Source organism: Streptococcus bovismuti (assembly GCF_042436615.2).
Lineage (GTDB): Bacteria > Bacillota > Bacilli > Lactobacillales > Streptococcaceae > Streptococcus.
The window spans coordinates 92,062-114,345 of the sequence record NZ_JBHMFR020000006.1 but is presented as its reverse complement, the minus strand read 5'-3'; the positions used below and the strand labels follow the sequence as shown (position 1 = coordinate 114,345).

The window sequence follows — 22,284 nt, the reverse complement described above, 5'->3', positions numbered from 1 at the left end:
GACCAACTGGTCGATTTTTTATGTCTTAGATGACTTTCGTTTGTGATTATAGATTCCAAATAGTAAAAGAGAAGTAAAGGAACAGATTGCTCCAGTAATAAAACCATTGGGAATGAAGAAAAGTGTAATAGTTCCTTTCCCATTGGGAACGTCAACTTTCATAAATCCAGTTTGAGCTTGTTTAATTTCTATTTTCTTACCATCTTGGTAGGCAGACCAACCTTTGTCATAAGGAATGGTGAAGAAAATAGATGTATCTTGTTGGACATCATATGTAGCAAAAACTTTGTTTTTAGAAGTTGATACTGTTACAGGCTGTTCTTTAATTTTTTGAATTGCCTCGGTGAAAGTTTTGGTATCTAAACGATAGAAGGTAGGAGATTCAAATGATACTTGTGAATTTCCAGGGAAACTAACATTGATATTGAAAATCTTTTTCTCTTTTGTATAGCCTAGATTAAAGAAGGAGAAGACATTATCAGTTGTAAAAGTTTTCTTTTTCCCATTGACAAGGATGTCAACCTTTTTTTGTTTGTCATTAGAAAAGTGAAGGTTTGTGAAAGAAAGATAAACTTGGCTGTTTTCTGGCACTTCAATTTGATACTGGATTGCTGCATCCTCATTTGAAGAACTTGTGACACTAGTCAAATCATTAGTATTTTCAGTTTTTTCATAGGGGATTGGAGAAAAATAATCAAAATCGACGTTAGCAAGTTGATTTAAAAACGAGGCCTGATTATCTAGAGTGTGTTCAGTGAACTTGACATCATTGTAAACAGATTGACTAGCAAATGCAATCGGAAGAGAGTATTGATTTTCATATAGGGTAAGATTATCTTTTTGATATACATCTTGGAAACCATACTTATCAATAGGGTTTTCTGAGATATTATACTGGATGCCAAATAAACTATCAGCCAAAATACTATTATTTGCATAGCGTAGATTGAGATTAGTCCCAGAGGATTTAAACCCAAGTTTATCCAAAGTAGAGCTTGCTGAACGATTTCGAACAGATGAAAATTGAGAGATTCCATTGTAGTTGAATTTCATACTGTCATTTCCTGTCTGAGTCTCTAGTTTCTCAGTACGAGTAAATTGATTTCCAATATATGTTGAGAAAGATTCCATAGCTGGGATATCTCGATTATATGCACTTCGAGAAGCAAAGCCCCATTCTTTAGCAATTCCGTCTATTTGAGATGAAGCATTTAAACTCATTTCAACCATTATAAATAAAGAGATTAGAATGGCAAACAGATTTACAGAGATAAACTTTTTGATAACTGCAAGGAGTAAAAGCGAATAGACAACTAAAAATTCAAGAGTCAGCAGAATATTCAAATCTGTTAAAAAAGAATAATGTGATTTTAGATAGATGGTAGCTAAAAATCCTGTTACTATAAGAAAAAGCGAAACTAAAAATTTCCATATTTTAATTTCTTTCAGACGATTTAAGACTTCCGCTGCTGTGTAAATTAACAAGGTAGAGAAAATCCAAGCATAGCGATGTAAAAACATGTTTGGAGTATGCATGCCTTGCCAAAATAAATCAAGAGCTTCAATATAAAAGCTTGTAATTAGAAATGTAAAGAAGATTGCATAGATAAGTTTCACGTGAAACTTAATAGATTTCAGCGTAAAAAATAAAATGGTCAAAATAAAGGGGAGTAGTCCGACAAAAATCATTGGGATAGCCCCATACTTTGTTGTATCAAAGGAACCAATGAATTGCTTAGCAAAAAAATCAAGATACCAGCTACTTTCAGTTTGAAACTTTGTAACTTCAGTCAATTTTTCCCCATGTGTCTGTAAATCAAACAGAGTAGGAAGAGTCAGAATCAAACTAGCCATACCAGCTAAAACGGAGGTGATTATGAAATCAAGAAAAGATGATTTTCGAGTTTTAAAGTCCCAAGAAATTTGACAGAGATACCAGAAAATAAGAAACAATGCTGTCATATAGCCAAAATAATAGTTTTGGATAAATAAGATTGACAGACTTGTAAAGTACAATAGGAATTTCTTTTCAGTTATCAGTAGCTGCAAACCAGTTATAATTAAAGGAATCAAGATAAAAACATCTAGCCAGGTTTTTATCTCTAATTGACTGACAGTGAAACTCATCAGAGCATAGGAAGTAGATAAAGCTAGTTTTAAAGGCTTAGGAATCGATTGAAATAATTTATCTAAGCTAAAGTAAGTTGACAAACTAATCAATCCAAATTTTAAGAGAGTTGTCAGATAGACAGCATCTGGCATATTCGTTAGATCAAAAAAGTAAACTAGTGGTGAAAGGAAACTACCCAAGTAATAACTAGATAGGGCATAGAAATTCAATCCGAGGCCACTTGTAAAGGTGTAGAACAAACTACCATTTCCGTGTAGGATATTTCTTAGAGCTATATCAAAAATAACGTATTGATGAAACCCATCTCCTAATAGTGGAGATGTTTCGCTATTCCAGTAGATACCTTGAGATAGATATACTCCTATCATAATGATTATGGGAATGATGAAAGAAACAAAATAGGCCCAATATGTTTTAAAAAATAATTTCATGTTACCTCATAAAATGTTAGAAAACTCAGCTGGTTAACCCAACTGAGTTTTGAATTTTTTTAGTCTTTCCAAAGTTCTTTAACTTTTGCTTGTACTTCTGCATTCTCTAGGAATTCATCATAGGTTTCATCGATACGGTCAATGACGCCATTTTTAGACAAGACAATGATATGGTTGGCTAGAGTTTGAATAAACTCGTGGTCATGGCTGGCAAAGATGATTGATTCTTTAAAGTTTTTCAATCCATCATTCAAGCTTGAGATAGATTCCAAGTCCAAGTGATTGGTTGGATCATCGAGGACAAGGACATTTGATTTCAAGAGCATAAGTTTTGAAAGCATGACACGAACTTTTTCTCCCCCTGACAAGACGTTGACAGGTTTGTTAACCTCATCTCCAGAGAAGAGCATACGGCCTAGGAAACCGCGTAGGAAAGTATTGTCATCTTCTTCTTTACTTGCGAATTGACGCAACCAGTCAAGGATTGACTCTCCTCCTGCAAAATCTGCCGAGTTATCTTTTGGCAAGTAAGAACGGCTAGTAGTAACTCCCCACTTGACAGTTCCTTCATAGTCAATGTCTCCCATGATTGCACGAATTAATGCAGTCGTTTGGATGTCATTTTGTCCAATAAGCGCTGTCTTATCACCTGGACGCAAGATAAAGCTGATATTATCTAAAATAGTCTCACCATCAATCTTTACAGTTAGATTTTCTACTGTCAAGAGATCATTACCAATTTCACGTTCCGCTTTAAAGTTGATAAATGGATATTTACGACTAGATGGAACAATTTCTTCTAGTTCAATCTTATCAAGCATTTTCTTACGTGATGTTGCTTGTCTTGATTTAGAAGCATTGGCAGAGAAACGAGCAACGAATTCTTGCAATTGCTTAATTTTTTCTTCTGCTTTAGCATTACGGTCTGCTAGCAATTTAGCAGCGAGTTCAGAAGATTCCTTCCAGAAGTCATAGTTTCCGACATAGAGTTTGATTTTTCCGAAGTCAAGGTCGGCCATGTGAGTACATACTTTGTTTAAGAAGTGACGGTCGTGGGATACTACGATAACAGTGTTATCAAAATCAATCAAGAAGTCTTCTAGCCATGTAATTGATTGAATATCCAAACCATTGGTCGGCTCGTCCAAAAGAAGAACATCTGGTTTACCAAAAAGTGCTTTGGCGAGGAGAACCTTTACTTTTTCACCGTTGGCCAATTCGCTCATATTTTGATAGTGCAATTCTTCTGGGATATTTAGGTTTTGAAGGAGTTGAGAGGCTTCACTTTCTGCTTCCCATCCTCCAAGCTCGGCAAACTCTCCTTCAAGTTCGGCAGCACGCACTCCATCTTCGTCTGAGAAATCTTCCTTCATGTAGATGGCATCTTTCTCTTTCATGATGCTATAAAGTTTTTCATTTCCCATGATAACAACATCAATGGCACGTTCATCTTCATAGTCAAAGTGATTTTGACGAAGAACAGATAGACGTTCATCTGGACCAAGAGAGATGTGACCAGTAGTAGGTTCGATATCTCCAGCTAAAATTTTTAAAAAGGTTGATTTTCCGGCACCATTAGCACCAATTAATCCGTAAGTATTTCCTTCTGTAAATTTGATATTGACATCATCAAAAAGTTTGCGATCACTAAAACGTAGTGAAACATCAGATACTGTAAGCAATGTTTTTCTCCTATATATGTAATATATTTATTCTACTAGAAAATACGGAAATATTCAAATTTTTATCTGTCAATTTTGTGTAAATTAAATTTACAGCATCCTTTACACAAATCCGTAAATAGCAAGGCTGATTTATTTTGATAAATTACGGTTATTTCATTAAAAAAATGCTATAATTGAAGGGACTATATCGAAGGAGAACAAAATGACTAAACCCATTATTTTAACAGGAGACCGTCCAACAGGAAAATTGCATATTGGACATTATGTTGGAAGTCTCAAAAATCGAGTATTATTACAGGAAGAGGATAAGTATGATATGTTTGTGTTCTTGGCTGACCAACAAGCTTTGACAGATCATGCTAAAGACCCTCAAACTATTGTAGAGTCTATCGGAAATGTAGCTTTGGATTACCTTGCAGTTGGATTGGATCCAAGTAAATCAACTATCTTTATTCAAAGCCAAATTCCAGAATTAGCTGAGTTGTCTATGTATTATATGAATTTAGTGTCATTAGCACGTTTGGAGCGCAATCCAACTGTCAAGACAGAAATTGCTCAGAAGGGATTTGGAGAAAGCATTCCGACAGGATTTTTGGTTTATCCAATTGCACAAGCAGCTGACATCACAGCCTTTAAGGCCAACTATGTTCCTGTTGGGACAGATCAGAAACCAATGATTGAGCAGACTCGTGAAATTGTTCGTTCTTTTAACAATGCATATAACTGTGATGTCTTGGTAGAACCGGAAGGTATTTATCCAGAAAATGAGAGAGCAGGGCGTTTGCCTGGTTTAGATGGAAATGCTAAAATGTCTAAATCACTCAATAATGGTATTTATTTAGCTGATGATGCGGATACTTTGCGTAAAAAAGTGATGAGTATGTATACAGATCCAGATCATATCCGCGTTGAGGATCCAGGTAAAATTGAAGGAAATATGGTTTTCCATTATCTAGATGTTTTTGGTCGTCCAGAAGATGCTCAAGAAATTGCTGACATGAAAGAACATTATCAACGAGGTGGTCTTGGTGATGTGAAGACCAAGCGTTATCTACTTGAAATATTAGAACGTGAACTGGGTCCTATTCGTGAGCGCCGTATTGAATTTGCTAAGGATATGGGAGAAGTTTATAATATGCTTCAAAAAGGTAGTGAAAGAGCGCGTGAAGTTGCGGGTCAAACCCTATCTGAGGTTAAAGGAGCAATGGGACTTCATTACTTTAACTAAGTTTATTTTACAAGAAACTATCATTTCTATCTCAAAGAAAAGATAGTTTTTTATTTACCCCTGTAATATTTGACAAATTTTTATAGAATGGTATGATAGATACAATATAAAAAGAGTCAAGCTCAAAAAGAAAGAAAAGAGGAAACTTCGAATGTCTAATTGGGACACTAAATTTTTGAAAAAAGGTTTTACCTTTGATGATGTATTGCTTATTCCAGCTGAAAGTCATGTGTTGCCTAACGATGCAGATTTAACAACTAAATTGGCAGATAATTTGACTTTAAATATCCCAATTATTACCGCTGCCATGGACACAGTTACAGAGAGTCAAATGGCCATTGCTATTGCTCGTGCAGGCGGTCTCGGAGTTATCCATAAAAACATGTCAATTGCTCAACAAGCAGACGAGGTTCGCAAGGTAAAACGTTCTGAAAATGGAGTTATTATTGATCCGTTCTTCTTGACGCCTGAACATACAATTGCTGAAGCAGATGAGCTTATGGGTCGTTACCGCATCAGTGGTGTTCCAGTTGTTGAAACACTTGAAAATCGTAAATTGGTTGGTATTTTGACAAACCGAGATCTTCGTTTTATTTCAGACTATAACCAACCAATCTCAAATCATATGACCAGTGAAAATCTTATTACTGCTCCTGTGGGTACAGATCTTGCAACAGCTGAGAGTATTCTTCAAGAACACCGTATTGAAAAGCTTCCTTTGGTAGATGAAGAAGGTCGTCTTTCTGGTTTGATTACTATCAAAGATATTGAAAAAGTTATTGAGTTTCCAAATGCTGCTAAAGATGAGTTTGGTCGTCTATTAGTTGCAGGTGCAGTAGGTGTTACTTCAGATACATTTGAACGTGCAGAGGCTCTTTTTGAAGCAGGAGCGGATGCGATTGTTATTGATACTGCACATGGTCATTCTGCAGGTGTCTTGCGTAAAATTGCTGAGATTCGTGCTCACTTCCCAGATCGTACTTTGATTGCTGGAAATATTGCAACAGCTGAGGGTGCCCGTGCTCTTTATGAAGCGGGTGTAGACGTTGTCAAGGTTGGTATTGGACCAGGTTCTATCTGTACTACTCGTGTGATTGCAGGTGTTGGTGTTCCGCAAGTAACAGCTATCTACGATGCTGCAGCTGTTGCGCGTGAATATGGTAAGACTATCATTGCTGACGGTGGAATCAAGTATTCTGGAGATATTGTAAAAGCACTTGCGGCTGGTGGAAATGCTGTTATGCTTGGATCTATGTTTGCTGGAACTGATGAAGCTCCAGGCGAAACTGAAATCTTCCAAGGACGTAAATTCAAAACTTACCGTGGTATGGGATCAATCGCTGCCATGAAGAAAGGTTCAAGCGATCGTTACTTCCAAGGCTCTGTCAACGAAGCAAACAAACTCGTTCCCGAAGGAATTGAAGGTCGTGTTGCTTATAAAGGAGCGGCAGCTGATATTGTCTTCCAAATGATTGGTGGTATTCGCTCTGGTATGGGTTACTGTGGTGCAGCTAACCTTAAGGAACTACACGATAACGCTCAATTTATTGAAATGTCTGGTGCTGGTTTGAAAGAGAGCCATCCTCATGATGTACAAATTACGAATGAGGCACCAAATTATTCTATGTAAAAAACAATGAAAAGAACTCCCGTGAAAACAGGAGTTCTTTTACGATGTTGTCAATTTTGATTTACAGTAACTTTACCATCCTGAATAGTGAAGATACTTAGATTTTCTGGCAGATTTTGAAGATGGTCTAAGCTTGTTGTTGTAATAAAGGTTTGGATTGACTGAGAAATCGTTTCTAATAATTTTAGTTGTCTAGTGTTGTCAAGTTCACTCATAACATCGTCAAGCAGTAATATTGGAGATTCTGTAGTAATGCTTTCCATTAATTCGATTTCTGCTAATTTTATAGAAAGGACGAGACTACGATGTTGGCCTTGACTTCCGAAACTAGCATCCATCCCATTTATATAAAAAGAAATGTCATCTCGATGAGGCCCAACACCAGTATTCTTTTTAAATAAATCTCTGGACCTACTTTTTTCTAAAGCAATTTTGAAAGATTCTGATAAGTCTTCTTTGTCAGTTGACTTTACAGAAGATTGATAGGATATTGACAACTCTTCAATCTGATTAGAAAGTTCAAAATGTTTCTTACGGCCAAATGATTCTAGTTTTTTTATGAAATCTAAGCGGTGATTCATTACACGACATCCATAATCGACTAGCTGATCATCTAGTACTGAAAGGAAGGTTTCATCTATTTTTTGAGCTGATTTTAGATAGGTATTTCTTTGCTTAAGAATATGATTATAATTGGTTAAATCTGATAAATAGATTGGCTTAATTTGCCCAAGCTCCATATCAATAAATTTTCGTCGAACTGAAGGAGCTCCTTTAATTAGTTGTAAATCTTCAGGAGCAAATAAGACAACATTCATGTGTCCGACATAATCTGAAAGTCGTGCCTGTTTTAAATGATTAACTTTTGTCACACGGCCTTTTTGTGTTAGTTCGATTTCTAGAGGAATGGATCCAGTTTTTTTCTGAACGAGACCTGAAAGATGAAGTTGTTCCTCATCAAAATGAATGAGATTTTTATCTGTTCGAGTTCGATGACTGCGTGTTAAGGCTAAAAAATAGATAGCCTCTAACATATTTGTTTTACCTTGTGCATTGCGTCCTAAAAAGACATTTAATTTAGGATTAAAGTCTATTTTCGTCTCTTTGTAGTTACGAAAAGTTTTGAGAGATAGGTGTTGTAGCCACATGATTATCTACCAGGGAATCGTGGAGCTTGTTTGCTTTTTAGTGATGAAGTAGGTTTAGAGTTGTCTTTCTTTACTCTCTTATTCATCTCCTTGACAAGTTTAGCGATTCGTTCTTTTTCAACTTTATCATCTTGGTATTCATCCTGTTCTTCAGAAGTAGGTTGTGTCAACAAGATGTCAATATTCATGTCAGGGATGTCAACTTTATCACCAATACGAAGTTTTTTACCACGACGATTTTCTAATTCCCCATTAAAGTAAACAGAATGTTCAGAGAGAAATGATTTAATAGCTCCTCCGCTATGTGTAATTCCAAGTTCTTTGAGTAGTGCTTGGAGGGTAATAAATTCTTCAAATAATTTGTATTCCATAATTCACCTCAATCTTTGGTATTATACCATATTTTCCTAAAAATAGTGAGAGAAACAAGGAGTAATGTAAGCGATTTTTATTTCAAAAGTGTTACAGAGAACAAGAAAATTTCAGGTTTTCGTGATATAATAGAAGTCTGTATATAAGGAGGTAAATCATGGAGTTAGTGCATGGAATTTCAACACATTTTATCCAATCAAAAAAGTTTAAAACGAACAAAATCGCCGTGCGTTTTACCGCTCCATTATCCCTCGATACGATTTCAGGTCGCATGTTGAGTGCGAGTATGCTAGAGACTGCTAATCAGATGTATCCCACTTCTCAAGATTTGAGAAGACATTTAGCCAGTCTATACGGTACAGATATGTCAACCAATTGTTTCAGAAGAGGGCAAAGTCATATTGTAGAATTGACATTCACCTATGTTCGTGATGAGTTTTTAAGTAGGAAAAATGTGCTAACTTCTCAGGTTTTGGAACTAGTAAAAGAAACTCTTTTTTCCCCCGTAGTAGTTGATAATGGGTTTGATTCGGCCTTATTTGAAATTGAGAAAAAACAATTGCTAGCAAGTTTAGCAGCTGATATGGATGATTCTTTTTATTTTGCACATAAAGAATTGGATAAATTATTTTTTCATGATGAACGTCTCAGATTGGAATATAGTGATTTACGAAATCGTATTTTAGCTGAAACTCCACAAAGTTCTTATTCTTGTTTCCAAGAATTTTTGGCCAATGATCGAATAGATTTCTTTTTCCTAGGTGATTTTAATGAGGTTGAAATTCAAAATGTATTAGAATCATTTGACTTTAAAGGTCGAAAAGGAGATGTGATGGTTCAGTATTGTCAACCTTATTCCAATATCCTTCAGGAAGGTATGGTTCGGAAAAATTTGGGACAATCCATTTTGGAATTAGGCTATCATTGCCCTTCTGAATATGGTGATGAGCAACATTTACCCATGATTGTAATGAATGGTTTACTTGGTGGATTTGCTCACTCTAAGCTCTTTACAAACATCCGTGAAAATGCTGGATTGGCTTACACTATTTCAAGTCAGCTTGATTTGTTTAGTGGATACTTGAGGATGTATGCTGGTATCGATCGAGAAAATCGTAACCAGGCTCGTAAAATGATGAATAATCAACTGATTGATTTAAAAAAAGGATATTTTACAGAGCTTGAGTTAGAGCAAACAAAGGAAATGATTCGTCGGTATCTGTTACTTTCTCAAGATAATCAAAGTTCATTGATTGAACGTGCTTATCAAAATGCCTTACTTGGAAAATCTTCAGCAGACTTTAAAAGTTGGATTGCAAAACTCGAGCAAGTTGACAAAGATGCTATTTGTAGAGCAGCTAATAATGTGAAACTACAGGCGATTTACTTTATGGAAGGAATAGAATGACAAAGGTTGTTTTTGAAGAAAAATACTATCCAGCTGTAAAAGAAATGGTTTATCGAACTCGTTTGTCAAATGGATTGACAGTTGCTCTTTTGCCTAAAAAGGAATTTAAAGAGGTTTACGGGAGTGTAACTGTACAGTTTGGTTCGGTAGATACGCTTGTCACAGAAGTTTACGGAGATGTAAAAGAATATCCTGGAGGAATTGCTCATTTTCTTGAACATAAATTATTTGAGAGAGAAGATGCTAGCGATTTGATGTCGGCTTTTACGAGTCTAGGTGCAGATAGTAATGCCTTTACAAGCTTTACAAAAACAAGTTATCTTTTTTCAGCAACGGATCATTTTTTAGAAAATTTAGACTTACTTGATGAATTGGTAACATCAGCACATTTTACTGAAGATTCCATTTTAAGAGAGCAGGATATTATTCAGCAAGAACGAGAAATGTATCAAGATGATCCAGATTCGTGTTTATTCTTTTCAACTTTAGCGAATTTGTATCCTGGCACACCTTTAGCAACTGATATAGTTGGAAGTGAGGAGTCAATTTCCCAAATTAATCTAACTAATTTGCAAGAAAATTTTACAAGATTTTACAAACCTGTAAATATGTCTCTGTTTTTAGTTGGTAATTTTGATGTGGAAAGAGTACAGGACTATTTTGAAAGCAAAGAACTGAAAGATTCAGATGTTCATGAAGTGGCAAGAGAAAAGTTGCTTTTACAAGCTGTAAAGCAAACAGACAGTATGAGAATGGAAGTGTCTTCTCCCAAACTAGCGATTGGTGTTAGAGGTAAACAAGATGTTGCTGAGGATGATTGCTATCGACATCATATTTTATTAAAATTATTATTTGCAATGATGTTTGGTTGGACTTCGGATCGTTTTCAAAAACTATATGAATCAGGTAAAATAGATGCTTCCTTATCTCTTGAAGTTGAAGTTACAAGTCGCTTTCATTTTGTTATGTTGACAATGGATACAAAAGAGCCAGTTGCTTTATCTCATCAGTTTAGGAAGGCCATTCGTAATTTTACAAAGGATTTAGATATTACAGAGGATCATTTAGATATTATCAAAAGAGAGATGTTTGGAGAATTTTTCAGTAGCATGAACTCTCTTGAATTTATTGCAACTCAATATGATGCTTTTGGAAAAGGTGAGACAATCTTTGATTTGCCGAAAATTTTACAGGAAATTACTTTAGAGGATGTCCTTGAAGCAGGGCATCACTTAATAGATGAAGGGGATATAGTTGATTTTACAATATTCCCATCATAGTAACTAATCATAATAGACACTAGAAAGAAGGAATGATAAGTATGAGGAAAAAAACAATTGGTGAGGTTTTACGTTTAGCTAGAACCAACCAAGGGTTGACTTTAGAAGAATTACACAAAAAAACAGAAATTCAGTTGGATATGTTGGAAGCTATGGAAGCTGATGATTTTGATCAACTTCCTAGTCCATTTTATACTCGTTCTTTTTTGAGAAAGTATGCGTGGGCAGTTGAACTTGATGAGCGAATTGTCTTGGATGCTTATGATTCTGGGAGCATGATTACTTATGAGGAAGTAGATGTTGATGAAGACGAGTTGACAGGTAGGAGACGTTCAAGTAAGAAAAATAAGGCATCATTTTTACCTTTATTTTATTTTATACTTTTTGCACTATCGATTGTCATTTTTGTGACTTATTATGTTTGGAATTATCTCCAGACTCAACCGGAGCGTTCGTCTGCGTCTAGTTATAGTGTAGTCCAAGCAATAAGTTCGACTAGTTCTGTAACTCCATCTTCAAGCAGTAGCTCATCTAGTAGTTCTTCAAATATAGAACCTGCTATAAGTGTATCAGGTGAAGGAAATCGAGTAGAAGTTGCTTATAAAACGAGCAAGGAAACTGCAAAATTGCAATTATCAGTGTCAGATGCTAGAAGTTGGGTTAGTGTTTCAGAAAGTGATCTTGAGGGTGGTGTGACTTTATCACCGGATAATAAAAGTGCGGAAACAAGCGTTTCAACTAAAAATCCTGTGACAATTACTTTAGGTGTTGTCAAAGGTGTTGCCTTAACAGTAGACAATCAGACTGTTGATTTATCGAAATTAACAGCTCAGACTGGAAAAATCGCTGTAACCTTTACTAAAAATTAAGGAAAAACGAATGAAAAAAGAACAAATTCCAAATATCTTAACAATAGGTCGAATTCTCTTTATACCTATTTTTATCTTTATTTTAACAGTAGGAAATTCGATAGAGAGTCATATGGTAGCAGCTATTATCTTTGCTATTGCCAGTATTACAGACTATTTAGATGGATATTTAGCTCGTAAATGGAATGTGGTTAGTAATTTTGGTAAATTTGCAGATCCTATGGCGGATAAGCTACTAGTTATGTCGGCTTTTATTATGCTGATTGAGTTAGGAATGGCTCCAGCTTGGATTGTTGCAGTGATTATCTGTCGTGAGTTGGCTGTGACAGGTTTAAGACTTTTATTAGTTGAAACTGGTGGAACAGTTTTAGCAGCAGCAATGCCTGGAAAAATTAAAACTTTTAGTCAGATGTTTGCCATTATTTTCTTGCTATTACATTGGACTTTGCTTGGTCAAGTTCTACTTTATGTAGCCTTGTTTTTCACTATCTACTCTGGCTATGATTATTTCAAGGGTAGTGCCTATGTATTTAAAGGGACATTTGGTTCGAAATGAAATCAGTAATTGATGTAAAAAATCTTTCTTTTCGCTATAAGGAAAGTCAGGAATATTACGATGTGAAGGATATTACGTTTCACGTGAAACGTGGAGAATGGCTTTCGATTGTAGGGCATAATGGTAGTGGTAAATCAACGACGGTTCGCTTAATTGATGGTTTACTGGAAGCAGAATCTGGAGAGATTGTAATTGATGGTCAACGATTGACTGAGGAAAATGTTTGGAATATACGTCGTCAAATCGGTATGGTTTTTCAAAATCCAGACAATCAATTTGTTGGAGCGACTGTTGAAGATGATGTTGCCTTTGGTTTGGAAAATCAGGGACTTTCTCGTCAAGAAATGAAAAAGAGAGTGGAAGAAGCTCTGGATTTGGTTGGCATGTTGGACTTTAAAAAGAGAGAGCCAGCGCGTCTATCAGGTGGCCAAAAGCAACGTGTGGCTATTGCAGGTGTTGTAGCCCTAAGACCAGCTATTTTAATCTTAGATGAGGCAACGAGTATGTTGGATCCTGAGGGGCGTAGAGAACTGATTGAGACAGTAAAAGGAATTCGAAAAGACTATGATATGACGGTCATTTCCATTACACATGATTTGGAAGAAGTCGCCATGAGTGATCGTGTATTGGTCATGAAAAAAGGGGAAATTGAATCAACTAGTAGCCCAAGAGAACTTTTCTCTCGAAATGATTTAGATCAAATTGGATTAGACGATCCTTTTTCCAATCAATTAAAACATTCTTTGAGCCAGAATGGCTATGATTTGCCTGAAAATTATTTGACAGAAAGTGAGCTAGAGGATAAACTATGGGAATTGCTCTAGAAAATGTGAGTTTTACGTATCAAGAAGGGACTCCCTTAGCTTCAACAGCTTTGTCGGATGTTTCCTTGACGATTGAAGATGGTTCTTATACGGCTTTAATTGGGCACACAGGTAGCGGCAAATCGACTATATTACAACTTTTAAATGGTTTATTGGTGCCAAGTCAAGGAAGTGTACGAGTTTTTGATACCTTAATCACCTCGACTTCTAAAAACAAAGATATTCGTCAAATTAGAAAACAGGTTGGCTTGGTATTTCAGTTTGCTGAAAATCAGATTTTTGAAGAAACGGTTTTGAAGGATGTTGCTTTTGGACCGCAAAATTTTGGAGTTTCTGAAGAAGATGCGGAGCAGATTGCGCGTGAGAAACTGGCTCTGGTTGGAATTGATGAATCACTTTTTGATCGTAGTCCGTTTGAGCTATCAGGTGGACAAATGAGACGTGTCGCCATTGCAGGCATACTTGCCATGGAACCAGCTATATTAGTCTTAGATGAACCCACAGCAGGCCTAGATCCCCTGGGAAGAAAAGAGCTGATGAATTTGTTCAAAAAACTCCACCAGTCAGGGATGACCATTGTCTTGGTAACGCATTTGATGGATGATGTTGCTGAATATGCGAACCAGGTATATGTGATGGAAAAGGGACGTTTAGTTAAGTTTGGTAAACCTAGTGATGTCTTTCAAGATGTTGTTTTTATGGAAGAAGTTCAGTTGGGAGTACCTAAAATTACAGCTTTTTGTAAACGATTGGCTGATAGAGGCGTGTCATTTAAACGATTACCGATTAAGATAGAGGAGTTCAAGGAGTCGCTAAATGGATAGTATGATTTTGGGGCGTTATATCCCAGGGGATTCGATAGTTCACCGATTGGATCCACGCAGCAAATTACTGGCTATGATGCTACTGATTTTGATCGTTTTTTGGGCTAATAATCCCTTGACGAATCTAATTCTTTTTATAGCGACAGGGATATTTATTGCTTTGTCAGGAGTATCTCTTTCATTTTTTATTCAGGGCTTGAAGTCTATGTTTTTCTTGATTGCCTTCACAACTATTTTTCAACTGTTTTTCATTTCTAATGGGAATGTTTTATTTGAGTTTTCGTTTGTGAGAATTACGGATTATGCTTTGCAACAAGCTGGAATTATCTTTTGTCGCTTTGTATTGATTATTTTCTTTTCAACTTTGTTAACCTTAACGACCATGCCCTTAAGTTTGGCATCAGCTGTCGAAGCTCTATTAGCACCTTTAAAGAGTATGAAAGTTCCAGTTCATGAAATTGGATTGATGCTGTCTATGAGTTTGCGTTTTGTCCCAACCTTGATGGATGATACGACGCGGATTATGAATGCACAGAAAGCGCGTGGAGTGGATTTTGGAGAAGGAAGTATTGTTCAAAAGGTGAAGGCTATGATTCCCATTTTGATTCCTCTTTTTGCGACAAGTTTAAAACGTGCGGATTCCTTGGCTATCGCAATGGAAGCGCGTGGTTATCAGGGTGGAAAAGGCAGAAGTCAATATCGACAATTGAAATGGACTCGAAAGGATACGCTGACCATTCTTGTTATTATCATACTTGGTTGTTGCTTATTTTTCTTAAAATCTTAGTAGCTTTCAGGAATTGATAAAAAGTTACTGTAACAGTTTTTGATATAAAGGTAGGGATATGAACCGTTTTAAAAAATCAAAATATGTCATTATTGTTTTTGTCACTGTTCTGCTTGTGTCAGCTCTCTTAGCGACGACTTATTCAAGTACAATTGTGACAAGATTAGGAGATGGAATCTCAGTGGTTGATAGGGTTGTGCAAAAACCTTTTCAGTGGTTTGATTCTGTCAAATCAGATTTGGCTCATTTGACACGCACTTATAATGAAAATGAAAGTTTGAAGAAACAGATTTACCAATTAGAAGTTAAATCAAATGAGGCGGAAAGTTTAAAGATGGAAAATGAACAACTGCGCCAATTGCTTGATATGAAGTCCAAATTGCAAGCTACAAAGACTTTGGCAGCAGATGTTATTATGCGTTCTCCAGTATCTTGGAAGCAGGAGTTGACCTTAGATGCAGGCAAATCAAAAGGGGCTTCTGAGAATATGTTAGCAATTGCAAATGGTGGCTTGATTGGGAGTGTCTCAAAAGTAGAGGAGAACTCTACCATGGTCAACCTTCTGACAAATACGGAAAATGCTGATAAGATTTCTGTTAAAATTCAACATGGTTCTACTACAATTTATGGGATTATCGTTGGCTATGACAAGGAAAATGAAGTTCTAAAAATTAGTCAATTAAATAGTAGTAGCGATATTAGTGCAGGAGATAAGGTGACCACTGGTGGATTAGGAAACTTTAACGTTGCTGATATTCCTGTTGGTGAAGTAGTTGCCACAACGCACAGTACGGACTACTTGACACGAGAAGTAACTGTTAAATTAAGTGCAGATACTCATAATGTGAGTGTGATAGAATTAGTGGGGAATTCATAATGAGACAGTTGAAGCGAGTTGGAGTATTTTTATTGCTTCCTTTCTTTGTTCTAATTGATGCCCATATTAGCCAGCTTCTGGGCTCATTTTTCCCCCATGTACATTTGGCTAGTCATTTTCTGTTTTTATTTCTCTTATTTGAGACGATAGAAGTATCAGAGTATCTCTATTTAGCTTATTGTTTTGTAGTGGGTTTGGTTTATGACATTTACTTTTCCCACTTGATAGGGATTGCGACTTTGTTGTTCGTCTTGTTGGGAGTATTTCTCCATAAATTTAATAGTGTTATTTTATTGAATCGTTGGACGAGAATGTTGGCAATTATTGTCATGACTTTTCTATTTGAGATGGGAGCTTATATACTTGCATTAGTGGTAGGTTTAACTGTGGATAGTATGTCTTTATTTATAGTCTATAGTTTAGTACCATCAATGATTTTGAACCTTATATGGATGATTATCTTTCAGTTTATTTTTGAAAAATTTTACCTATAAGAAAGAAATAAAAATGTAACAAAGGCGTAATATTCATTAGGCCTTTTTTTGGTATACTAGTAATGTCTTTAAAAGAAGGAGTATCTACGAAATATGAAGAAAAAAATCTTAGCGTCACTTTTATTAAGTACAGTAATGGTTTCTCAAGTAGCTGTTTTAACAACTGCGCATGCAGAAACTACTGATGACAAAATTGCTGCTCAAGATAATAAAATTAGTAACTTAACAGCACAACAACAAGAAGCACAAAAACAAGTTGATCAAGTTCAGGAGCAAGTATCTGCTATTCAAACAGAGCAATCAAACTTGCAATCTGAAAATGATAGACTACAAGCAGAATCTAAAAAGCTTGAGGGTGAAATTACAGAACTTTCTAAGAATATTGTATCTCGCAATGATTCATTACAAAAACAAGCTCGTAGTGCTCAAACAAATGGAGCTGCAACAAATTACATCAATACAATTGTAAACTCAAAATCAATTACAGAAGCTATTTCACGTGTTGCTGCAATGAGTGAAATCGTATCTGCAAACAACAAAATGTTGGAACAACAAAAAGCAGATAAAAAAGCTATTTCTGAAAAACAAGTAGCAAACAATGATGCAATTAATACAGTTATTGCAAATCAGCAAAAACTAGCTGATGATGCTCAATCATTAACTACAAAACAAGCTGAGTTAAAAGCTGCAGAATTGAATCTTGCTGCTGAAAAGGCTACTGCAGAGGATGAAAAAGCAAGTTTACTTGAGAAAAAAGCTGCAGCAGAAGCAGAAGCTAAAGCAGCTGCAGAAGCAGAAGCGGCTTATAAAGCTAAACAAGCAAGTCAACAACAAACAGTAGTTGCTTCTGGAAATACAACTTTTACAGCACAGGTTCAAGCAGTATCTACTACTTCTTCATCATCAAGTTCATCTGAATCTAGTTCGTCTGAATCATCTTCAAGCAGTGCTTCAACAGAATCAACAAGCTACACTCCTGCACCAGTAAAACATCATCCAACATACAGTACTAACGCTTCAAGTTATCCAACTGGTGAGTGTACATGGGGAGCTAAAACATTGGCGCCTTGGGCTGGAGATTACTGGGGTAATGGAGCACAGTGGGCTACAAGTGCAGCTGCAGCAGGATTCCGTACAGGATCTACACCTCAAGTTGGTGCCATTGCATGTTGGAATGATGGTGGATATGGACACGTAGCCGTGGTTACAGCTGTTTCATCATCAACAAGTATCCAAGTATCTGAATCAAACTATGGTGGAAACCGTACAATCGGAAATAAACGTGGATGGTTCAATCCTACTACGACTTCAGAAGGTTTTGTAACATATATCTATCCAAATTAATGAATGAAACAAAGAGGCTCGATTTGAGTCTCTTTTATGATTTATATAGTTACCTACTTTAAAAATCTACTAAAATGGCTTGAAAATATTAAAAAAGTATGGTAAAATGAAACTTGTCGTGTGAACGATAATACTCATTCTTGATGAATTGTGAAACAGTTGCCTTTGGGTCGTTTTGCGAGTTGAAGTCAAGAAGAGGAAAAAAACAAAAAGGAGAAATACTCATGGCAGTAATTTCAATGAAACAACTTCTTGAGGCTGGTGTACACTTTGGTCACCAAACTCGTCGCTGGAACCCTAAGATGGCTAAGTACATCTTCACTGAGCGTAACGGAATCCACGTTATCGACTTGCAACAAACTGTAAAATACGCTGACCAAGCTTACGATTTCATGCGTGATGCAGCAGCTAACGATGCAGTTGTATTGTTTGTTGGTACTAAGAAACAAGCAGCTGATGCAGTTGCTGAAGAAGCAGTACGTTCAGGTCAATACTTCATCAACCACCGTTGGTTGGGTGGAACTCTTACAAACTGGGGAACAATCCAAAAACGTATCGCTCGTTTGAAAGAAATCAAACGTATGGAAGAAGATGGAACTTTCGAAGTTCTTCCTAAGAAAGAAGTTGCACTTCTTAACAAACAACGTGCACGTCTTGAAAAATTCTTGGGTGGTATCGAAGATATGCCTCGTATCCCAGATGTTATGTACGTAGTTGACCCACATAAAGAGCAAATCGCTGTTAAAGAAGCTAAGAAATTGGGAATCCCAGTTGTAGCGATGGTTGACACAAACACTGATCCAGATGATATCGATGTAATCATCCCAGCTAACGATGATGCTATCCGCGCTGTTAAATTGATCACAGCTAAATTGGCTGACGCTATCATCGAAGGACGTCAAGGTGAAGATGCAGCAGCAGTTGAAGCAGAATTTGCAGCTTCAGAAGCTCAAGCAGATTCAATCGAAGAAATCGTTGAAGTTGTAGAAGGCGACAACGCTTAATTCATATAATTAGTAATTACCTAGGAGGGCGGGGCTTAGCCCGGCTCTCCTATTTTTAAAAAATATAGGAGAATCAAAATGGCAGAAATTACAGCTAAACTTGTAAAAGAGTTGCGTGAAAAATCTGGTGCCGGAGTTATGGACGCTAAAAAAGCGCTTGTAGAAACAGACGGTGACATCGAAAAAGCGATTGAATTGCTTCGTGAAAAAGGTATGGCTAAGGCAGCTAAGAAAGCTGACCGCGTTGCTGCAGAAGGTTTGACAGGTGTTTATGTTAACGGTAATGTTGCAGCAGTTATTGAAGTAAACGCTGAAACTGACTTCGTTGCGAAAAACGCTCAATTCGTTGAATTGGTAAATACCACAGCTAAAGTTATTGCTGAAGGAAAACCTGCTAACAATGAAGAAGCTCTTGCTTTGACAATGCCTTCAGGTGAAACTCTTGAAGCTGCATACGTATCTGCAACAGCAACTATCGGAGAAAAAATCTCATTCCGTCGCTTTGCATTGATTGAAAAAACAGATGCACAACACTTTGGAGCATACCAACATAACGGTGGACGTATCGGTGTTATTTCAGTTGTTGAAGGTGGAGACGAAGCACTTGCTAAACAATTGTCAATGCACATCGCAGCGATGAAACCAACAGTTCTTTCTTACAAAGAATTGGATGAGCAATTCGTTAAAGATGAGTTGGCACAATTGAACCATGTTATCGACCAAGACAATGAAAGTCGTGCAATGGTTAACAAACCAGCTCTTCCACACTTGAAGTATGGATCAAAAGCTCAATTGACTGATGATGTTATTGCCCAAGCTGAAGCTGACATCAAAGCTGAATTGGCTGCAGAAGGCAAACCAGAAAAAATCTGGGACAAAATCATCCCAGGTAAAATGGATCGCTTCATGCTTGACAACACTAAAGTTGACCAAGCTTACACACTTCTTGCACAAGTATACATCATGGATGACAGCAAGACAGTTGAAGCATACCTTGAATCAGTTAACGCTTCAGTAGTTGAGTTCGCTCGCTTTGAAGTTGGTGAAGGTATCGAAAAAGCTGCAAACGACTTCGAAGCTGAAGTTGCAGCTACAATGGCAGCAGCCTTGAATAACTAATAATAAAAAGGAAGCCAAATTGCTTCCTTTTTTCTATACAGTAGATCCGTATGGGGAGATTTTCCTATTTTCAAGGTATAAATAAAAAGCCCTATAATAAGGGCTAAGTGCATTTAGGAGACTACACTTCAAATTCATAGAGTGCTGTAGACAAATAACGTTCACCGTTATCTGGTGCTAGAGCAAGAACTTTTTTACCTGTACCTAATTTCTTGGCAACCTCGATGGCTCCGTAGATAGCTGCAGCTGAAGAAATCCCTACAAGGAATCCTTCTTTTCCACCAATTTCACGGCCGAGTGCTAGTGCATCATCTGATGTTACACGAACGATACCATCATAAGCCTTTGTATCCAGTGTATCAGGAATAAATCCAGCTGAGATACCTTGAATTTTGTGTGGTCCAGGTTTTTCACCAGATAGAATAGCAGATTCGTCTGCCTCTACTGCAAAAACTTGAATGTTAGAATTTGCTGATTTGAGTGCATGAGAAACACCAGAAATTGTTCCACCAGTACCGACTCCAGCAACAAAGGCATCTAGTCCATCTTTACCGAAAGCAGCTAGTATTTCAGCTCCTGTTGTTCTTTCATGTACTTCTGGATTAGCTGGATTGTCAAATTGAAGAGGAAGGAAACCATCACGTTCAGCAGCGATTTCTTGAGCTTTAGCAATAGTGCCTTTCATTCCCTCACTACCAGGAGTTAGGACGAGTTCAGCACCATAAGCTTGGATAATCTTACGTCGTTCTACACTCATAGTTTCAGGCATAACGATGACGACTTTATACCCTTTAGCAGCACCTACCCATGAAAGTCCAATACCAGTGTTTCCACTTGTTGCTTCAACAATTGTAGAACCTGGTTTCAGAATACCGTCTTGTTCAGCTTTTTCAATCATGCTAAGAGCAATACGATCTTTTACAGAAGAACCAGGGTTGAATGCTTCAAGCTTTACATAGACGTCCGCAGCCCCTTCTGGCACGATGTTGTTGAGTTTAACAATCGGAGTTTGACCGATTAATTCAGTAATGTTGTTATAAATAGACATATGAATACCTCTTTGTATAAGATATTTCTAGTATAACGCTATCTATACCATTTGTAAAATATAGAAATCCTATCGAAGTGATAGGATTTTTTTATATCACAGGTCTAAGCCATTAATTTTCAAGCGATTGTGATAAGCTAATTCTAATAAATAGGTGTAAAGTGGAACGATATCCGTTTTCTTAGGAAATTCAAATTTATGAGAACTAAAATGCTCATTATGCGCTTTTAGAAAGACATTTTCTAAATAAGTAATAGTAATTTCACTATCATCTATACCTGCTCCAGCAGTTTCCATTTCAACGTTAACAATGTTCATCAAAAAGATTGATTTAATAGACATCTTACGACCGGTAGCGCCTTGTTTATCTGTAAAGATAATACGGATATTTGTAAATATAATTGAGTCACGAATCAGTTTATATCCACTTTGAATTTCTTCATTTTCTAGTAGATATTGTCCATATTCTTTGATAAGAGTTTCTTTGTTTTGCTCGCTAAAGTTACCAGCGAGTCCTTGAATGAATTTACCAAATGCCATATTTTTCTCCTTTGTTTACACTAAGTTTACAGGAACTTCAACTTCTCGTAAACCTTGATCAGTTAAAGTGACTTTTCCATTAAAAAACTCTACAAGTGCAGCTTTAATAGTTTCTTTTTCTTCTTTATCAACATAAATCATCGTATCGACTTGATCTGTAAAGTTTGTATCCAGTTCCATGAGATTATATTCCTTAAGGAAGTTACTGTACTCTTGGTACTGAGCGTAAGACATTTGAATAGCAATGCCAGCCTGTTCCTTTATTTCAATGATGCCAATTTCTTTGACAGCTAAGGCAACACTGCCAGCGTAAGCACGAATCAATCCTCCAGCGCCTAGTTTAATGCCACCAAAGTAGCGTGTCACTACCACACAGACATTAGTAAGATTGTGATTTTCTAGTACCCCAAGCATGGGAACGCCAGCAGTCCCACTGGGCTCACCATCATCACTTGTCCGTTTAATTTCACTACGTTCCCCAATAATGAAGGCCGAGCAGTTGTGCGTAGCTTTGTAGTGTTCTTTTTTGATGGCAGTAATAAAGTCTCGAGCCTCTTCTTCGCTATAAACACGCTTGGCATGACAGATAAAGCGTGATTTTTTGATTTCTTCTTGGACTTGACCGTCCTCTTTAATTGTTCTAAATTCCATGATTTAATTGTACTAAAAAATTATCTAAAGCGCT

Annotated in this window: 21 protein-coding genes; 14 read left to right on the top strand and 7 right to left on the bottom strand. The window is 36.7% G+C overall.

Annotated features, from left to right (window positions below; all coding sequences use genetic code 11):
* Window positions 1–18: 18 nt before the first annotated feature.
* A complete protein-coding gene (locus tag ACERDH_RS07350; protein ID WP_386685583.1) occupies window positions 19–2,562 on the bottom strand; it encodes a YfhO family protein in 2,544 nt (847 codons plus the stop codon).
* 59 nt (window positions 2,563–2,621) lie between these two features.
* Complete coding sequence (locus tag ACERDH_RS07345) at window positions 2,622–4,244, bottom strand: ATP-binding cassette domain-containing protein (RefSeq protein ID WP_000958774.1); 1,623 nt, start codon at window positions 4,242–4,244, stop codon at window positions 2,622–2,624.
* 205 nt (window positions 4,245–4,449) lie between these two features.
* On the opposite strand from ACERDH_RS07345, the gene trpS reads away from it, so the two are divergent.
* Together trpS and guaB are read left to right on the top strand one after the other, a co-directional pair.
* On the top strand, window positions 4,450–5,475 hold the full coding sequence (trpS, locus tag ACERDH_RS07340; protein ID WP_000165457.1) for a tryptophan--tRNA ligase: 1,026 nt from the start codon (window positions 4,450–4,452) through the stop codon (window positions 5,473–5,475).
* A 151-nt stretch (window positions 5,476–5,626) separates the two neighbouring features.
* The gene (guaB, locus tag ACERDH_RS07335) at window positions 5,627–7,105 is read left to right on the top strand and encodes an IMP dehydrogenase (RefSeq protein WP_000073401.1); all 1,479 of its coding nucleotides are present in this window, start codon (window positions 5,627–5,629) and stop codon (window positions 7,103–7,105) included.
* Window positions 7,106–7,155: 50 nt separating this feature from the next.
* On the opposite strand, the gene recF is transcribed toward guaB, so the two are convergent.
* Together recF and yaaA are read right to left on the bottom strand one after the other, a co-directional pair.
* Window positions 7,156–8,253 (bottom strand): DNA replication/repair protein RecF, encoded by a 1,098-nt coding sequence (recF, locus tag ACERDH_RS07330; protein WP_386685579.1) that lies wholly within the window; start codon window positions 8,251–8,253, stop codon window positions 7,156–7,158.
* A gap of 2 nt (window positions 8,254–8,255) precedes the next feature.
* The gene (gene yaaA / locus ACERDH_RS07325) at window positions 8,256–8,624 is read right to left on the bottom strand and encodes a S4 domain-containing protein YaaA (protein WP_386685578.1); all 369 of its coding nucleotides are present in this window, start codon (window positions 8,622–8,624) and stop codon (window positions 8,256–8,258) included.
* A 158-nt stretch (window positions 8,625–8,782) separates the two neighbouring features.
* Between yaaA and yfmF the strand changes: the two genes are divergently transcribed.
* From yfmF to tsf, 12 genes are all read left to right on the top strand, one after another.
* Window positions 8,783–10,033 carry an EF-P 5-aminopentanol modification-associated protein YfmF gene (yfmF, locus tag ACERDH_RS07320; protein ID WP_023948189.1) on the top strand — a complete coding sequence of 417 codons (1,251 nt, stop codon included), beginning with the start codon at window positions 8,783–8,785 and terminating at the stop codon, window positions 10,031–10,033.
* Window positions 10,030–11,313: an EF-P 5-aminopentanol modification-associated protein YfmH gene (gene yfmH / locus ACERDH_RS07315; RefSeq protein ID WP_023948191.1), complete on the top strand. Its 1,284-nt coding sequence runs from the start codon at window positions 10,030–10,032 to the stop codon at window positions 11,311–11,313. Before yfmF ends, yfmH begins: the two co-directional genes overlap by 4 nt.
* A 41-nt stretch (window positions 11,314–11,354) precedes the next feature.
* On the top strand, window positions 11,355–12,182 hold the full coding sequence (gene rodZ / locus ACERDH_RS07310; protein ID WP_020902620.1) for a cytoskeleton protein RodZ: 828 nt from the start codon (window positions 11,355–11,357) through the stop codon (window positions 12,180–12,182).
* 10 nt (window positions 12,183–12,192) lie between these two features.
* A complete protein-coding gene (pgsA, locus tag ACERDH_RS07305; protein WP_000712122.1) occupies window positions 12,193–12,738 on the top strand; it encodes a CDP-diacylglycerol--glycerol-3-phosphate 3-phosphatidyltransferase in 546 nt (181 codons plus the stop codon).
* Complete coding sequence (locus ACERDH_RS07300) at window positions 12,735–13,562, top strand: energy-coupling factor ABC transporter ATP-binding protein (protein ID WP_000843637.1); 828 nt, start codon at window positions 12,735–12,737, stop codon at window positions 13,560–13,562. Before pgsA ends, ACERDH_RS07300 begins: the two co-directional genes overlap by 4 nt.
* Window positions 13,547–14,386: an energy-coupling factor transporter ATPase gene (locus ACERDH_RS07295; RefSeq protein ID WP_000510424.1), complete on the top strand. Its 840-nt coding sequence runs from the start codon at window positions 13,547–13,549 to the stop codon at window positions 14,384–14,386. The genes ACERDH_RS07300 and ACERDH_RS07295 overlap by 16 nt, the downstream gene beginning before the upstream one ends.
* Window positions 14,379–15,173, top strand: a complete 795-nt coding sequence (locus ACERDH_RS07290; protein WP_000377896.1) for an energy-coupling factor transporter transmembrane component T family protein — start codon at window positions 14,379–14,381, stop codon at window positions 15,171–15,173. Before ACERDH_RS07295 ends, ACERDH_RS07290 begins: the two co-directional genes overlap by 8 nt.
* A 58-nt stretch (window positions 15,174–15,231) precedes the next feature.
* Window positions 15,232–16,050 (top strand): rod shape-determining protein MreC, encoded by an 819-nt coding sequence (gene mreC / locus ACERDH_RS07285; protein ID WP_153208965.1) that lies wholly within the window; start codon window positions 15,232–15,234, stop codon window positions 16,048–16,050.
* On the top strand, window positions 16,050–16,544 hold the full coding sequence (gene mreD, locus ACERDH_RS07280) for a rod shape-determining protein MreD (protein WP_261050708.1): 495 nt from the start codon (window positions 16,050–16,052) through the stop codon (window positions 16,542–16,544). The genes mreC and mreD overlap by 1 nt, the downstream gene beginning before the upstream one ends.
* Window positions 16,545–16,637: 93 nt before the next feature.
* Window positions 16,638–17,888, top strand: a complete 1,251-nt coding sequence (gene pcsB, locus ACERDH_RS07275) for a peptidoglycan hydrolase PcsB (protein WP_386685572.1) — start codon at window positions 16,638–16,640, stop codon at window positions 17,886–17,888.
* Between the two features lie 224 nt (window positions 17,889–18,112).
* On the top strand, window positions 18,113–18,892 hold the full coding sequence (rpsB, locus tag ACERDH_RS07270) for a 30S ribosomal protein S2 (RefSeq protein ID WP_000268459.1): 780 nt from the start codon (window positions 18,113–18,115) through the stop codon (window positions 18,890–18,892).
* Between the two features lie 78 nt (window positions 18,893–18,970).
* A complete protein-coding gene (gene tsf / locus ACERDH_RS07265; protein WP_000808070.1) occupies window positions 18,971–20,011 on the top strand; it encodes a translation elongation factor Ts in 1,041 nt (346 codons plus the stop codon).
* Window positions 20,012–20,132: 121 nt separating this feature from the next.
* On the opposite strand, the gene cysK is transcribed toward tsf, so the two are convergent.
* The 3 genes from cysK to ACERDH_RS07250 form a co-directional block, all read right to left on the bottom strand.
* Window positions 20,133–21,059, bottom strand: a complete 927-nt coding sequence (cysK, locus tag ACERDH_RS07260; protein WP_265483444.1) for a cysteine synthase A — start codon at window positions 21,057–21,059, stop codon at window positions 20,133–20,135.
* A 96-nt stretch (window positions 21,060–21,155) separates the two neighbouring features.
* A complete protein-coding gene (locus tag ACERDH_RS07255; protein ID WP_049499109.1) occupies window positions 21,156–21,599 on the bottom strand; it encodes a PH domain-containing protein in 444 nt (147 codons plus the stop codon).
* A 15-nt stretch (window positions 21,600–21,614) separates the two neighbouring features.
* The gene (locus ACERDH_RS07250; RefSeq protein ID WP_261050707.1) at window positions 21,615–22,250 is read right to left on the bottom strand and encodes a YigZ family protein; all 636 of its coding nucleotides are present in this window, start codon (window positions 22,248–22,250) and stop codon (window positions 21,615–21,617) included.
* Window positions 22,251–22,284 lie beyond the last annotated feature (34 nt).